14 protein-coding genes are annotated in these 15,131 nt (G+C 40.2%); 10 read left to right on the top strand and 4 right to left on the bottom strand.

Translation table 11 applies throughout. From position 1 onward, the window contains the following. Positions 1-617, top strand: a 617-nt coding sequence (locus ADA55_RS29850; protein WP_048683035.1) for a hypothetical protein, incomplete at its 5' end; no start/stop codon positions are given. 1,511 nt (positions 618-2,128) lie between these two features. Here ADA55_RS29850 and ADA55_RS10295 read toward each other — a convergent pair. Then, on the bottom strand, positions 2,129-2,389 hold the full coding sequence (locus tag ADA55_RS10295; protein WP_048683032.1) for a hypothetical protein: 261 nt from the start codon (positions 2,387-2,389) through the stop codon (positions 2,129-2,131). A 509-nt stretch (positions 2,390-2,898) separates the two neighbouring features. Between ADA55_RS10295 and truA the strand changes: the two genes are divergently transcribed. Both truA and ADA55_RS10285 read left to right on the top strand, forming a co-directional pair. Beyond that, complete coding sequence (gene truA / locus ADA55_RS10290) at positions 2,899-3,636, top strand: tRNA pseudouridine(38-40) synthase TruA (RefSeq protein WP_048683028.1); 738 nt, start codon at positions 2,899-2,901, stop codon at positions 3,634-3,636. A gap of 110 nt (positions 3,637-3,746) precedes the next feature. Then, entirely contained in the window at positions 3,747-4,271 is a 525-nt protein-coding gene (locus ADA55_RS10285) for a type 1 glutamine amidotransferase domain-containing protein (protein ID WP_048683025.1), read from the top strand. 101 nt (positions 4,272-4,372) lie between these two features. Here ADA55_RS10285 and ADA55_RS10280 read toward each other — a convergent pair whose 3' ends face one another. Beyond that, positions 4,373-5,065 carry a DUF421 domain-containing protein gene (locus ADA55_RS10280; RefSeq protein WP_048683021.1) on the bottom strand — a complete coding sequence of 231 codons (693 nt, stop codon included), beginning with the start codon at positions 5,063-5,065 and terminating at the stop codon, positions 4,373-4,375. Positions 5,066-5,392: 327 nt separating this feature from the next. Here ADA55_RS10280 and ADA55_RS10275 point away from each other — a divergent pair, with 327 nt between their 5' ends. From ADA55_RS10275 to ADA55_RS10260, 4 genes are all read left to right on the top strand, one after another. Then, positions 5,393-7,489: a YhgE/Pip domain-containing protein gene (locus ADA55_RS10275; protein WP_048683018.1), complete on the top strand. Its 2,097-nt coding sequence runs from the start codon at positions 5,393-5,395 to the stop codon at positions 7,487-7,489. Between the two features lie 289 nt (positions 7,490-7,778). Continuing rightward, positions 7,779-8,621 (top strand): ABC transporter ATP-binding protein, encoded by an 843-nt coding sequence (locus tag ADA55_RS10270; protein WP_048683014.1) that lies wholly within the window; start codon positions 7,779-7,781, stop codon positions 8,619-8,621. Continuing rightward, positions 8,554-9,306 carry an ABC transporter permease gene (locus ADA55_RS10265; protein ID WP_048683011.1) on the top strand — a complete coding sequence of 251 codons (753 nt, stop codon included), beginning with the start codon at positions 8,554-8,556 and terminating at the stop codon, positions 9,304-9,306. Before ADA55_RS10270 ends, ADA55_RS10265 begins: the two co-directional genes overlap by 68 nt. Before the next feature lie 41 nt (positions 9,307-9,347). After that, on the top strand, positions 9,348-10,364 hold the full coding sequence (locus ADA55_RS10260; protein ID WP_048683006.1) for an aliphatic sulfonate ABC transporter substrate-binding protein: 1,017 nt from the start codon (positions 9,348-9,350) through the stop codon (positions 10,362-10,364). Between the two features lie 116 nt (positions 10,365-10,480). Here the strand turns inward: ADA55_RS10260 and ADA55_RS10255 are convergent, their stop codons facing one another. Beyond that, entirely contained in the window at positions 10,481-11,419 is a 939-nt protein-coding gene (locus ADA55_RS10255; RefSeq protein ID WP_048683002.1) for a DHH family phosphoesterase, read from the bottom strand. A gap of 453 nt (positions 11,420-11,872) precedes the next feature. On the opposite strand from ADA55_RS10255, the gene ADA55_RS10250 reads away from it, so the two are divergent. Genes ADA55_RS10250 through ADA55_RS10240 form a run of 3 tightly spaced genes read left to right on the top strand, consistent with a single transcriptional unit; the run spans position 11,873 to position 14,615 of the window. After that, positions 11,873-13,060 (top strand): CaiB/BaiF CoA transferase family protein, encoded by a 1,188-nt coding sequence (locus ADA55_RS10250; RefSeq protein ID WP_048682997.1) that lies wholly within the window; start codon positions 11,873-11,875, stop codon positions 13,058-13,060. Between the two features lie 14 nt (positions 13,061-13,074). Continuing rightward, a complete protein-coding gene (locus tag ADA55_RS10245; RefSeq protein WP_048683066.1) occupies positions 13,075-14,280 on the top strand; it encodes an acyl-CoA dehydrogenase family protein in 1,206 nt (401 codons plus the stop codon). 23 nt (positions 14,281-14,303) lie between these two features. Further along, a complete protein-coding gene (locus ADA55_RS10240; RefSeq protein WP_048682993.1) occupies positions 14,304-14,615 on the top strand; it encodes a DUF3870 domain-containing protein in 312 nt (103 codons plus the stop codon). A gap of 237 nt (positions 14,616-14,852) precedes the next feature. Here ADA55_RS10240 and ADA55_RS10235 read toward each other — a convergent pair whose 3' ends face one another. Next, complete coding sequence (locus ADA55_RS10235) at positions 14,853-15,110, bottom strand: hypothetical protein (RefSeq protein WP_048682991.1); 258 nt, start codon at positions 15,108-15,110, stop codon at positions 14,853-14,855. Positions 15,111-15,131: the final 21 nt, after the last annotated feature.

Below are 15,131 nucleotides of genomic sequence, written 5' to 3'. Positions count from 1 at the left end.
TAGAGAAAGAAAACAATGAATTAATCGGGAAAAACAATCAGTTAAAGTCTAATCAAGAAAAGGAACGAATACAGTTTCAGGAATCGTTAGAACAAATAAATGATGCAAAAAACGAGCTGAAATCAACAACACTGGAATTGGAACAAGAATTAAAAGATGAGAAAAGGGTGTCCCAAGCATTATTTATACAAATAGATCTTTTAACAGAAAATGAAAAAAAAATGAAAGCACGCCATCAACAGGATCAACACTTTAAAGAGGAAACCATAAAAAACTTAAATAGCAAAATTAATTCACTAAAGGGGGGAAATGAAGCCTTAAGAGAAAAGATAAAACGTGAGAGGGCTACACATTTTCAACCTTCAATTGAGCATACCACTGACAGTTTACAGTCAAGTGATAAAGTGGGAGGTTTTGATGCTTTTGTGCAATTAGAACAGCAAATCCATGGAATGCTGAAACAATCTTTTGAATACGAAGAAAAATTGGATTCCAGGATTCTTATAATAAATGAACTAGAGAATAAGTTACAAGAATTAACAAAAGAAATTGATGAAATACAATCAAATTTAGCGGTACAAGAAACACCTTCCGAAAACCCAGTAAAAGAAAGTTAGCATGTTTGAAAGTAAACAACTAAAAAGAAATATAAACGAAAAAATGGCGATATTAATATCGGCATTTTTTTTGTTTTATCCATTCACTGCGTTATTTAGATATAAAAGTACTACTAACAAATAGGAGAGTGAGAAATATGCTACATTCCAAACAATTAGAACTTTCCTTTTTAGATCCATCTACAATATGGCTTATATATAATTTTTAACAAATTAACCCCGAGGATCCATGCCTGATCTAGTATACAATCGAAAAACCATAAACATAGATTAGAAGTCCAATTTAAGCCAGGGAAAGGGATGTACGAAGAACAACCATTTTTTTCTGAAAAAACACAGGTAGATAAAGATCCAATTGAGAAAACGAAAGAACAGCTCCGACGGAATTAAAGATGTGATTGAAAATGAGGAGGATGATGCCCCTGCTGGTCATTTAAGATACGCAAAGCCTCGGCAAGGGTAAGGACGCAAAAGTAAGACATCACGTGCGATACGAAGCATTGTCAGTGATGGGTACTGTAAGCCGGGTGTTAAATCAAAGTCATACTCTACCGGAATCATTTCTGAAACCAACAAAAGGCAATTGGTTATCATATAACAAACTCGAAGCCAAATGGAATCGAAGAATGCAGAAATGAAACAGGATCATGGGATGAAAAGCAAAAAAATCGGGGTAGGAAGAAAAGGCAATACTAACAGCCATTGTAGTAAATGCGAAATGAATGGTTGGTAATAACGGTACAACAAGCCAAATGAAGTGCTGATAATACTGTTGTTTTGAATATTTCAACAAATTAACAGGAAAAAGGAGCATGATTTTTTATAAAATCATGCTCCTTTTTCAGTGCCTTCAAACTAATAGAACTTATTTTATGGTAAGGCTCTGTTCATAAGACTATTGATTTATGACGCAATTAACAAAGACGTTGAAATGAATATGAAAACAGCTTTCTTCAATGGAGAACCTTTTTGCACAGCAAAAAAGTGTCTGAAACCTCGGTTTGAAACGATGAGTCCAAAATCTCACCAGAAAATGGTTCTATCTAACTATTGAAATCTCTCCATTTAAATATAAAAGTTATCCCTCTGTTAATCGAATGTATGATAAAAAACTACCGCCCTAAATGGGCGGCAGTCGACCTCATCTCATTCTTTTAAATGGAATTAATTATACTCTGTACCAGTGAAAGTACGAGGTGGAGTTAAAACAGCAGCTAATACTGGTGTGATAGTTAAGACGTAAGTGACACTATCAAAGCATCTTGTAAAGTTATCGTCGACATGTAAAACAGGGATTTCTGCGGAAACAAGAGGTATAGTAAGGCCAGGTATTTGATAAATTACAGTACCCGCTGTTGGTAATTCTGTATTATTATCAATTCTCCGAATTCTTACAACTCCACTAGTTGCAAGAGCAGCTAATACTGTTATTAGACCTTTTAATTCAATGGCACTGTCTTCTTGAACATTAATAAATGTAATTGCTGCAACAGGGGTTTCCGCAAGTGCTGCTAATAAATATCCGCAAGTCCAGCACCAAGAAATACATTAGGTCTTGCTACATCATACTGGAAGTCTACTACTGTTCTACCGTTATTCCCTCCATCACGGCACTTACATTTTTTTTGCTTGTGAATCTGACATTTTTCCTCTTTTTTATCTTTACGCATGCTACATTCACAGCTCCCATCGTGTTTTTTTTTCAAAATGACAGTTAGAGCAGATGATACGCTTTTTGGATGGGTTATTCCCAAATCCAGACCCATATTCATATGACATAATTTTATCTCCCTTTCATAATTTGAGTAGAGAAATTCTTTTCTCTCTAATCATATAGTAAGCAGGAGAGATTTTGACCAAGCATATACCCATAGGGAATAGCACATTTATTCATTTAAGTCGTGTGATGTAAAGAGATTTAGAAATAAATTCATTTCGTACGTGCTTTGAAAACGTTGAATTACGAAAATCAAGCTTCAAGTTGCACTGAAACTACATATGTGACGCCGGCTCGTTCGTTGCATGACGCTAGCCACTTTGGTACACTATGCAGAAGTGCATTTCAGCTAGGATTTACTATCGCATGTAGATAAGATGCTATCGTATTTACATAATTTGGTCTTTGTAAGCGATGGGGTGCTCCCGAACGAAATATGGTACAAAACTTTAACAATATAAATGTTTTTCTAGGAAGACCATCTGTCCCCTCATACAGCAGGAGTTGTATGGGGGCTTGTATTTTATTGAGAATTTTCTGTTTAGATGAAATAAGGAGGAAGCAATGAACAATTATAAATTGACCATTCAATATGATGGCGGGCGCTATAAAGGCTGGCAGCGACTTGGTAATAGTGATGATACGATTCAAGGGAAAATAGAAAATGTATTAACGGAAATGGCAGGGGAAAAAATCGAGATCATCGGATGCAGCAGAACGGATGCCGGTGTTCATGCCCTTGCTCAAATCGCCAATTTTAAGATCGGTGAAAATCTGACTGAAGTTGAAATCATGAATTATTTGAATAGATATTTACCAAGAGATATCAGCATTGTCGAGGTTACGCTAGTCCCTGAACGTTTTCATGCCCGTTATAATGCTAAGGATAAAACCTATTTGTATAAAATCTGGAACGAGCCATATACAAATCCTTTCATGCGAAAGTACAGTATGCATGTAGAGAAAAAGCTGGATATCACTAGAATGAAAAAAGGATGTCAATATTTTGTAGGTGAACATGACTTCACTGCTTTTTCAAATGCAAAATCCAAGAAAAAATCCATGGTACGTGAAATATATTCCATTGATATAGAAGAAAATGCCGGTTTCATCGAAATTACAGTACGAGGCGATGGATTTCTTTATAATATGGTTAGAAAGATTGTCGGGACGTTGATAGAAGTTGGATTGGGTGAAATAGATGCTGAAAATATACCAAGTATTATTGAGTCAAAAGAAAGACTCCAAACGGGCCGTATGGCGGAGGCAGCTGGGTTATACTTGGTAAAGGTTGATTTTTAGACCGGTTATTGATGCATGTGTTAATGCATGTAATGTGTACAGGCAGTAGAAAAAGGGAAGTAATAGGGAAGAATGGTAAAGCGGAAAGTACGAAAGAAGGAGAGATTTTCATGAGATTAGCAGGAAAGAAAATAATCAGTCTTGTGCACCATGATTTTGAAGATTTAGAACTCTGGTATCCGATTTTACGTTTAAAAGAAGAAGGGGCGATTGTTCATCTCGCCGGAGAAAAGGCGAATGAAACATACATTGGAAAATATGGTGTACCAGCCATATCTGATTATGAGTATGGCAGTATCAAAGCTGAAGAATATGATGCCATTCTTGTACCAGGCGGTTGGGCACCCGACAAAATTCGCCGGTTTCCTGAAGTGATATCACTTATCCAAAGCATGGAAGAAAATAAAAAACCCATTGGGCAAATTTGTCACGCTGGTTGGGTGTTGATATCCGCGAAAATTTTACAGGGGAAGAATGTAACGAGTACACCTGGCATTAAAGATGATATGGAAAACGCAGGGGCAACTTGGATGGATGAGCCCGTCGTCGTAGATGGAAACCTTGTGTCAAGCAGACGTCCGCCTGATCTGCCGGATTATTTAAGAGAATTGATAAACGTGATTGAAAAGGGTTAAATCCATAGTACGGTGAAAAAGTGGTTTTTCCTTCTGGAAAAACCACTTTTTCTATCCATACCCGAATTTATTTTTTAATGCTGATTATGAAATGCTAAAGATCATACCCTTGATTGATCCTTAATCAAATCAATATACAAATTACCTTTTGTCCCTACGACAGCATACGAGATATCAAAAACAGCAAGGTTTCTTTTTTTGAGCTCAGCCATCAGCCATTCGTCATTGTAGGTTTCTTTGGATAAGTTATCATATAAGATCTTCCCGTCATAGACCAGTTCAATCGGTACAGAACCTGCTGGGGGCAGTATTGGTAAATCCTGCTTGGCGGCATTTTGGTATTGTTCTTTTTTTAATACAGAGAGTGAACCATTTATCTCTAAAATGGCACATTCAACTTCATCTATGTTGAAAATATCTTTTCCCCGCAAAGCCTGTTTAAGAGAATCCAGAGAATACCCCATCCGTTCCATTGACTCTTCGAGAATTCTTCCTTTTTGAATTAAAGTAGCAGGTTCTCCAGCAATCCATTTCCCGAAACGCGGATTTCGAACCGCTAGAAGATTGAGCATGAAAACGACGGTACCCATAATAATGATTGCAATGATAAAATACAGGAATTTAATTTTAATATTGAATGCTAGATTTCCTGCAATTGTCCCCATCGTAATGGAAGCGATATAAAGGTGATAGGTCCTCTGGGCAATCGTCTGTTTACCGAGGAGTTGGACAAATATCCATAATAAAATAAAAGAGGTAAAGGTTCGAAAGATGATTTCAACAGATTCCGACATGGTGATTTCTCCCTTACAAAACTCCCGACAGTTCATTTGTGATAGTATGTTCTTGTATCTTGCCGTTTATTCTGTAAAGGAAAATGACAAGGTAACCGTCTTTGTTAAGGGAACCAGTATTACAATTGGTATATTTAATTTAACGGTTACGATAAACAACTTTCTTATAAAACAGGCATTCATATAAGTGTAATATCAGGAAGCAAGCCGCTCATTACTTGCTTCTTTTTTATTTGGTTTGATGAATCCATGGATATGATTACTTAGTATCGATTAAGAAATTTCTTCGAATAATAGTATCAAAATACATTTGCACGGGGGTATGTTTTGGAAATATTCAGGAAATTTTTTATTGACGATTTAAAAAGCATTTATAAAAATTTCTTTGTTTGTATCGTAATAGTCTTTCTCATGTTCATCCCTTCCATTTATGCTTGGTTTAATATTGTCGCATCATGGGACCCGTATGCAAACACGGAAGGAATTCTTGTCGGTGTTGCCAATAATGATAAAGGAGCGGAGTTAAATGGCGAAGACGTGAACATAGGAAAGGAAGTCCTAGAGGGATTAAAGGAGAATAAGGATCTGGGCTGGAGGTTCACTTCGGAAAAAGAGGCGATAGCAAAGGTGGAAAAGGGTGATTTTTATGCATCCATCATCATTCCGGAGAACTTTTCCGAACATATTGCGACGATCATGACCGATGACCCTAAGAAGGCGGAGATTGATTACTATGTTAATGAAAAAATCAATTCCATTGCTCCTAAAATTACGGCAGCGGGTGCGAACAGCATAGTGGACAATGTGAGCAAAACCTTTATCAAATCAGCCAGTGGGAGCATCCTTGCAATCTTTAATGAACTGGGAATCACCTTGCAAAACGAGTTGCCGACGATTCAAAAAATGAAGAATATGGTTTATTTATTAGAGGCTGAACTGCCTGAGCTTGAACAAAATATCAAAACCGTTCAAACACATGTCAAACAGGCTGAAGATATCATTAAGAGGGTCAATGATGGCCTGAATTCGATAGAAGGAATAACGTCACAGAAGGACAAATTGGTATCGGACGTTTCTAGTTATGTAGATTCAACAAGGCAGGCATTCGAAGGAATCAGTCCCCTTTTGAAAAAGGATATTGCGAACATCAGGAGCGATAATGAATCCGTTTTAGTGCTGGCGAACCGGTTATCGGGTCAGGATTTAACTGGCAATGATCAGCTAGTGGAACAAGGGATAGCGAGGATAAATAAAGAGCTGTACCTTTTGGACAGTATGTATAATTTATTGGTTAGAGTCAATCAGTTTAATGAGAATAACGTGCTTCAGCCAGAAATAAAGCTGGTTGATGAACTAAGGGATAATGCTTCGAACCAACTTCAAGCGCTGAATGACCGAGCCTTTGGCAATCTTATCGAACTTGGCAGGAACAATGATCAAGTCTTGGCAAGATTCCAGGAGAGCTATTCAAAGGAAACGGGGCCAAAATTCACTGAAATCTGGACTGAAACAGAAGCAATATTGAATAATGTCCAGCTTACGATGGAGGAGGGAACCAAGGTTCTTCCTGAGGTGAGGACGCTGTTGAATGAGACCAATCGAACATTGGAAACACGTACAGGGGATATCGATAAGTTACAGAATAAGTTTCCGGAAATCGAAATGAAAATAAAAGCTTTAGCTTCTAAAATGAGGGAAATTGATAAGTCTTATAATATGGAAGAAGTGATTGATTTCCTAAGGAATGATATTGAACAAGAAAGTGAATTTTTTTCAGAACCAGTGCTGCTCAATAAACACAGTCTCTTTCCGATTCCGAACTATGGATCCGCCATGTCTCCTTTCTTTACGGCACTTTCCCTTTGGGTCGGCGGTACAATATTGATTTCCATGCTTAGCGTTGGTGTTTCTCAAAAAGTCTACAGCCCGTATCAAATTTATATCGGGCGGTATCTTATATTTTTCATCATTGGGGTAATGCAGGCTCTTAGTGTTTCCATTGGGAATATCGTCCTTATCGGTGTTTATGTAGCTGATAAATTTGAGTACATCCTGTTTTCCGTTCTGATAAGTACGGTATTTACACTCATTGTCTACACCTTCGTTTCCGTTCTTGGAAATGTTGGAAAAGGGATAAGCGTCGTCTTGATGGTCCTTCAAATATCTAGTTCAGGAGGCACCTTCCCCATTCAAGTCACACCGCCCTTTTTTCAACATATTAACCCTTTCTTGCCATTCACCTATGCTGTGGGTTTACTTCGTGAATCTGTTGGGGGAATAACCTGGAGTGTAGCTGGCAAGGACATTTTTATCTTGATTCTCTTTTTGCTAATCACGTTCATCTTAGGTGTCATTTTGAAAAAGCCTCTGCATGCAAGGACACAAAAGATGAAGGATAAATTGTATGGAAGCAGGATTTTTTAAGGTAATCGAAAGAGTACTGGTGAACGCGGTTAACTTAAGTTCAAAATTATGGATATAATCAGCCTGAACCCTTAAAAGGGGCTCAGGTTTTTTTATTTGCTGAATGGTATCTATAGATATGTATTTTTATGTAGGTTTGGAATATTTATCAATACATGGACAGTTGAATAGAAAGATACCGATAAATTTAGAATTTTTGCATTTTTATAGTTGACAAAAACCATTGGATTAATCATTATTAAGAAATAATGTTTAGTAAATCGATGCGATATAAAAGTGGGGTGACTTTATGTATTTAACAATAGATGGCATTGAAAAAAGTTTTAAGAATGAAAAGAAAGAAAGCATAAAGGTGCTCGATAAGATAAACATAGAGGTCGAGAAAGGAAGCTTCGTTTCGATCGTCGGACCCTCAGGTTGTGGTAAATCCACGCTCCTTTATCTGATTGCCGGCCTTGATAAAGCAGATGCGGGTGAAATACGTGTAGCTGGGAAAAAAGTGGTGAAGCCAGGTCCGGAACGGGTTGTCGTGTTTCAGGAGGCGGGGTTATTTCCTTGGCTGACAGTACTTGAAAATGTTACATACGGATTGAAGTTAAAGAAAATGCCCAAAGAAGAGGCAAAAGCCAAGGCATTGGACATTTTAAAGATGGTTCACCTCAGCAGATATGTTGACTCCTATCCTCATCAACTCTCAGGAGGAATGAAACAGAGGGTAGCCATCGCAAGAGCGTTGGTGATGGAGCCGGATATCCTGTTGATGGATGAGCCATTCTCCGCACTTGATGAGCAAACGAGGATGGTTTTGCATAAAGAGCTGCTCGAAATCTGGAGAAAAACTAAAGTGACGATCTTTTTCGTTACCCATAATATTCGTGAGGCCGTTCAGCTTTCCGAAAAAATTATCGTCTTTGCTACCCGTCCCGGGAAAATCAAAGAGACGATTTCCGTCCCTTCCATGAAAGATGGAGTTATGCCGGATAGTGTAACTTTGCATACAGAACAAAGGGTTCTATCGATTTTGCAGGAGGAAATTGAAAAAGTGCTGAAGGAGGAAATGGGGAATGATTACAGCTTTAAGACGAATCATATTCATCGCGATGATAGCGGGGATATGGGAAGTCACATCTAGACTTTCCAGTCTTCCGGATTTCATGTTTCCGAGCCTGTCTCAGGTTTTGGAAACTCTCTTTAAGGGACTGATGAGCGGGCAAATAACCGAAGCCATCGGAAAAAGCCTTGGCCGTATACTGATCGGTTTTATGATTGCCATTATAGTAGGTCTGATATTAGGATATTTCATTTGGCGCTTTAAATTGGTTGAAGACACTTTAGGATTCGTCGTGACGGCATTGCAGTCCATCCCGAGTATCGTGTGGTTCCCTTTGGCGATCATTTGGTTTGGATTGAATGATTTTTCGATCCTCTTCATCGTCACCATCGGCGCAACTTGGACGATGACGGTTAATGCAACCAGTGGCTTCCGGAATGTACCCCAGTTGTATCAGCGGGTTGCCAAAACATATGGATCGACCGGGTTTCATTTTCTTCGTACCGTGATTTTACCAGCATCCGTCCCGCAAATAATATCCGGTCTCCGAATTGCATGGGCCTTTTCCTGGCGTGCATTGATGGCAGGTGAATTACTTGGCGGGGGAGGCGGTCTTGGCCAATTGCTGGAAATGGGCAGATCACTGGGACAAATGGATTTGGTCATCTCGGTGATGATCATCATCGCAATCATCGGAACAATCGTGGATAATGTCGTCTTCTCCCGTCTTGAACGTAATGTTCAACTGAAATGGGGAGTGAAGTAACGGTAGTTTAATAAAATACTAGTTAAAAAGGAGAGAAAAATATGCTAAAAAAATCATTCTTTGCCCTTATTCTGTCTGTTTTGTTAATCGGAATAGTAAGCGGATGCACTCAATCCAGCAGTAATGATGAAGAAGGGGAAGGGTCCGGGGGGGAATCCGTGAAAATTGGTTATTTTCCTAACCTAACCCACAGTGCAACGATCATTGCACTTGAAAAAGGCTTTTTCGAAGAAGAGTTCGGTAAAGATGTCAAGATTGAAACCAAAACAGTGGCCAATGGCGGATTATTCATGGAAGCAATGGCCACAAACGCCATTGATGTCGGAACGGTCGGGCCTGGTCCATTGCTTAACTTTTACGTGAAAAACCCTGAATACCACCTGATCTCCGGGGCTGTTAATGGAGGTGCCGTACTTGTGGCTAGCGAAGGCAGCAAGGTCACGGATTTAAAAGATTTGGCCGGTAAAAAGGTAGCGATTCCCGTCATTGGAAGCACACAGGATGTCATGCTTAGGAAGGCCCTTCAAGATGTAGATTTAAAACCGACTACAAATGGGGGCACAGTTGAACTGTATGCGGCAGCACCTGCTGACACAACCGCCCTTTTTGTTCAAAAGTCTGTCGATGCAGCAGCGACCCAGGAACCATGGGGGTATGTATTGGAAAACCAGGCAAAAGGTAAGCTGGTGCTTGACTGGGATCAATTTGCATGGGGAAAAGATTCACCTAACACGGTAGTGGCTGCAAGCCAGAAGTTCTTGGATAAAAAGGGGCTCGCTGCTTCCTATTTGAAAGCGCATGAAAAAGCGGTGAAGTTCATACAGGAAAACCCTGAAGAAAGCCAAGAACTGGTTATTAAGCATTTGAAGGAACTGACTGGAAAAGAATTAAGCAAAGAAGAAGTGGCTTCAGCATTTTCACGCCTTGAAGTGACAACAGAAGTTAATGAGCAAGTCATTCAAGAAATGGCCGACATAAGCAAAGAAGCCGGTTATATCCCTAGCAGTGATATAAAAGGCATGATCGATTTATCAATTCTTGAAGAAGTGTCCAAATAACAAGCAAGCGCCTCAGCCATCCTGGCTTTGGCGCTTTTTTTAAAAGGTCGGATTTATCCATTTTAATTAAGCGGGAAATAATCCTGATATAAACACCTCAGGTCATGAACGCCCTGTTATGGGCAGACTTGATCCAATGCTTGGATAACATGATCAACCTCCTCCCAGGAATGGATGGTAGCGCCTGAAGCCAGTGAATGTCCTCCACCATTGAATTGACGGGCGACCGATGCGATGGGAATATTCCGTGAACGTATCCTGACACGGATTTCAGAAGGGTATTCGATGAAGAAAGCCCAGATTTTATTGTCCCTGACACTTGATAGCGTATTGACTAAATTCGAAGCTTCGAGTCGATCCACACCATACATATTTAAAAGCTCGTCCGTAATAATGAAGTAAGCTACCCCTTTATCAGTTACCTTGAAGCTCATGAGAATGTCTTTTTGAAGTCGGGAAGCGTTTTTCGCCTTAACATTAAGGCTGTTATGGATTCTTTCTGGCTGAATATTATAGGTTCTTAAGTGCGAAACCATATTTAATGTCCTGGGAGTGGTATTCCCATTCGTGAAATTCCCTGTATCACTAAGTATTCCTGCATAAAAAGATTTAGCCGCTTCTTTATTCATGATGAAGCCTTCTGGAAATTCCAAGAATAAATCAACAAGCATTTCACTTGCAGAGCTATAAGAAGGGTCGACCCAAGAAATATCACCGAATTGTTCGTATTCGGGGTGGTGGTCAATTTTGATCAGCATGTCTCCATGATCATATCGGGAATCACTGATCCGTGAAATGTTGGCAGTATCACAAACAATCACTAAGGCATCTTTGTATTTGTTATCGGAAATGACATCCATATCACCTATGAATAGAAGCTTATCCACTTCCTCGCCTACCGCATAGACTTCTTTAGAAGGGCAGGAGTGCTTCAATAGCTTCTTTAAACCGAGTTGTGATCCCAATGCATCCGGGTCCGGATTTACATGACGATGAATGATGATTGTGTGGTATTTCTTGATCGCTTCGATTATTTCCATTTTTTTATTGTCCATAGCGCAATCCCCTTTTTAACCTTTCCTTGTCTGCCGAGTGACAATTGATAATATGTAAAATTCATATATTGACAGTTATACCTATTCAATCATCACATGCCAAACGAATAAAGGCAATTCCGATACTTTGGATGGGGGGAGTCCTGGAGGTATACGGGAAGTATGCGAAAGAGTATTCCGGGAAATGTAATAAAACACTCAAACAAAATTATTGCAAAATTCAAAAAATGCAACTATACTTAATTTACCAAACCGATGACAACAAGTTACCTTGTTGCATGGCCGGCTTGACATAAAAAACTGGAATCCATAAAAATTGACTTGGTTCACTTGATCTTCCTTTGCAGGAAGACGGTTCGTGGATAAGAGTCAGTGAAACATTCAATGTAATGACATTGTTGGTTTTGCTGGCTCTTTTTTGTGTATCCATGACAGTTTGAAAGGGGTGATGATATGAATGGAGCTTTGGAGGGAGTCAGGATTATCGATGTATCCCGTGTTTTGGCGGGGCCGTTTTGTTCAATGATTCTCGGCGATTTGGGTGCCGATGTCATTAAAATCGAGCATCATGAGTCAGGTGATGAAACGAGAGGGTGGGGGCCGCCATTTGCCGAAGGAGAAAGCGCTTACTATTTATGTGCCAATCGAAATAAGCAAAGCATGACCTTGAATTTAAAATCTGAGGAAGGAAAAGAGATTTTCCGGAAGTTGGTGGCTTCAGGGGATATAGTGATTCAAAATTTCAAGACAGGCACATTGGGAAAACTGGGGTTGGGTTATGAGGATTTAAAGGAAATCAACCCCAAACTGATCATGGCCTCGATTACAGGATTTGGTTTAACCGGTCCTTATAAAGATTTGCCAGGCTATGATTATATCATTCAAGCGATGAGTGGTTTGATGAGCATCACCGGAGAGAAAGATGGGAGTCCCGTGAAGGTCGGAGTGGCCATAGCTGACATATTGACTGGCTTGTATACATGCATTGGCATTTTATCCGCTTTACATCATAGGGATAAATTGGGGGAAGGACAGGAAATTGATATTTCATTAATGGATTGTCAGGTTTCTTCATTGGTGAATGTCGCCAGCAACTATTTATTCAGTGGCTTGACCCCTGAAAGAATGGGGAACCAACATCCAAATATCGTTCCATACCAGACGTTCGGGACAAGCGATGGAGAGCTTGTCGTGGCTGTAGGAAATGATGATCAGTTCAGGAGATTTTCAGCCGTTATAGGCAGACCTGATTTAGCGGAACAGGAACAGTTTAAACATAATGAAAAACGTTTGCAAAACAAGGAAGAATTAATACCGATAATAGAGGATTCGTTGAGAGGTAAGACAAAGAAGGAATGGAAAAGGCTGTTTGATGATGCAGGGATACCGAATGGTCCGATTAATGATATAGCAGAGATGTTCGAGGATCCGCAAATCATCGCAAGAGGCATGTTGGTGAGCATGGAACATCCCACAATCGAAGATCTTAAAGTGACGGGATCGCCCCTGAACCTTTCAAAAACACCGGTTACCATGAGAAAGCATCCACCTCTCTATGGCGAGCATACCGATTCCATTTTGGCTGAAATAGGATATAGTCCAGATCAAATAAGCAAATTCAAGGAAAATAAAATTATTTAGGAGGAATTTTAATGATGAATTTCGAATTAACAGAAGAGCAGCAAAGTGTGAAGAAATTGGTAAGGAAATTTGTGGATAAGGAAATTATTCCATATATTCAAGAGTGGGATAGGCAAGGTCAATTCCAGCCGCATATTTTAAAAAGGTTAGCTGAATTGCAGTTGATGGGCGTGTGTATACCCGAAGAGTATGGCGGGGTCGGAATGGATTATAATACCCTAGCCATCGTTTGTGAAGAGCTGGAGCGAGGAGATACGGCTTACCGAACTGCAGTTTCTGTACATACAGGGTTGAATAGCATGACCCTGCTTCAATGGGGGACGGAAGAACAAAAACAGAAATATTTAGTACCCCAGGCAAAAGGAATCAAGATTGGTGCTTTTGGGCTGACTGAACCGAATGCAGGGTCTGATGTAGCGGCAATGAAATCAACGGCAAAACGTGTTGGGGACCATTATATCTTGAACGGGTCAAAAACATGGATTTCGCTCTGTGACTATGCGGATCATTTCCTCATTTTCGCCAAGACGGATCATGATGCCGGTTCAAGGGGAATCACTGCCTTTATCGTGGAACGGACTTTCGAGGGAGTGGAGTCGAAAGCCATTAAAGGAAAATTAGGAATTCGTGCAGGGAATACAGGCGAGATCTTTTTAACGGATGTAAAAGTTCCGGTGGAGAATAGGCTTGGTGAAGAAGGTGAGGGCTTTAAAATCTCCATGTCGGCATTGGACAGCGGCCGGTTTACAGTTGCCGCAGGTGCTGTAGGGTTAATAGAAGCAAGCCTAGAAGCAAGCTTGAAGTATTGCCATGAACGAAGCACATTCGGAAAAGAGATTGGCAGGCATCAGCTCGTTCAACAGATGATTGCCAAGATGACAGCAAATTTAGAGATTTCCAGATTGCTGGTCTTTAAAGCGGGCACCTTGAAAAATCAAGGAAAAAGGAATACGAAGGAAACATCACTTGCCAAGTGGATATCATGTAATGCTGCTAATGAAGCGGCCAATGATGCCGTTCAAATTCATGGTGCCTATGGCTACTCGGATGAATATCCAGTCGAACGTTTTCTGCGGAATTCAAAAGCTCCGGTCATTTACGAAGGAACCCGTGAGATTCATACTGTAATGCAGGGTGAATACGCACTTGGCTACAGACAAGATAAAGAGCTTCGCAAGCAATTGCCTGCATGGCCCTTCGAGCAAGTTTCCGTACATTAACTATAGATAGAGGAGATCAGATGATGAACACATACTTTATTGCAGGGCATGCAAAACTTCCACAAGGGATGGCAGCGAGAAATATATATGATTCGATCACGATCACGGTGGAGCTTGACTTTAAATATGGAGTAATAGTCGAGGCTTCCTGTACGCTTGCTACAGAGCATGGCAGGGAATTCATCCGTCAACTGCTGCGCGGTTATTGCCTGAAAGATGGTATCGAAGAATTGATTGATCGTGTGCAAATGCATTATCGTGGGAAGGCTGGTCAAGCCATTCAAGCAGGGCTGAAGGATGTGTATGCACAGTTCGAATTGGTCTCCGTTAAATAAGTAACCTGAAGGGTCCTACCGTATGTAAGAGGGTAGGATCCTTTTATTATAGGTACAGGTTCTAAACAGGATTATGCTAGATTTGGAATAACCGTTGCAGGTAAGGAGAGACATTTAGATGGTTATAACTGTACGTGATAATTATAAAACACAAAAACTCGTCATTATACGACGAGTTTTGTGTATTTAAAATGTTAAGGTAAAGCTTAATGACCAGTGAAAAATATTGATTGTGCATTAAAACGGATTCGAGAAGCTAGAAGCACCATTTCCGTTTATTGCGAAAGTTATTGCAGCAGAGCCACCTGCAGTTGTTGGAGGAGCACCGGTTTCTGCTTGTGCGCCTTTGTCTGCTGCATGTAGATCTCCTTTTCCAGCAAGAGCCCCTTTGCGTTCCGGAAGTTGATCGTTTCCAGCAAGAACCCCTATGAGTATTCCTGCTTGTGCGCCTTTGCGTGCGGCAAGTGGAACTGCTCGTGCGCCTTTGAGTGCCACGAGTGGACCGATTCCTGCCCA

It is taken from the genome of Bacillus sp. 220_BSPC (assembly GCF_001054655.1).
In the GTDB taxonomy this organism is placed as follows: domain Bacteria; phylum Bacillota; class Bacilli; order Bacillales; family DSM-1321; genus Peribacillus; species Peribacillus frigoritolerans.
This window is presented reverse-complemented; position numbering and strand designations above follow the sequence as displayed.

What these genes read in the sequence shown, in the direction of transcription:
- ADA55_RS10295 (WP_048683032.1), bottom strand. Translation starts at nt 2,389, where the DNA reads ATGAATATGGGTCTGGATTTGGGAATAACCCATCCAAAAAGCGTATCA.
- truA (WP_048683028.1), top strand. Translation starts at nt 2,899, where the DNA reads ATGAACAATTATAAATTGACCATTCAATATGATGGCGGGCGCTATAAA.
- ADA55_RS10285 (WP_048683025.1), top strand. Translation starts at nt 3,747, where the DNA reads ATGAGATTAGCAGGAAAGAAAATAATCAGTCTTGTGCACCATGATTTT.
- ADA55_RS10280 (WP_048683021.1), bottom strand. Translation starts at nt 5,065, where the DNA reads ATGTCGGAATCTGTTGAAATCATCTTTCGAACCTTTACCTCTTTTATT.
- ADA55_RS10270 (WP_048683014.1), top strand. Translation starts at nt 7,779, where the DNA reads ATGTATTTAACAATAGATGGCATTGAAAAAAGTTTTAAGAATGAAAAG.
- ADA55_RS10265 (WP_048683011.1), top strand. Translation starts at nt 8,554, where the DNA reads ATGATTACAGCTTTAAGACGAATCATATTCATCGCGATGATAGCGGGG.
- ADA55_RS10260 (WP_048683006.1), top strand. Translation starts at nt 9,348, where the DNA reads ATGCTAAAAAAATCATTCTTTGCCCTTATTCTGTCTGTTTTGTTAATC.
- ADA55_RS10255 (WP_048683002.1), bottom strand. Translation starts at nt 11,419, where the DNA reads ATGGACAATAAAAAAATGGAAATAATCGAAGCGATCAAGAAATACCAC.
- ADA55_RS10250 (WP_048682997.1), top strand. Translation starts at nt 11,873, where the DNA reads ATGAATGGAGCTTTGGAGGGAGTCAGGATTATCGATGTATCCCGTGTT.
- ADA55_RS10245 (WP_048683066.1), top strand. Translation starts at nt 13,075, where the DNA reads ATGAATTTCGAATTAACAGAAGAGCAGCAAAGTGTGAAGAAATTGGTA.
- ADA55_RS10240 (WP_048682993.1), top strand. Translation starts at nt 14,304, where the DNA reads ATGAACACATACTTTATTGCAGGGCATGCAAAACTTCCACAAGGGATG.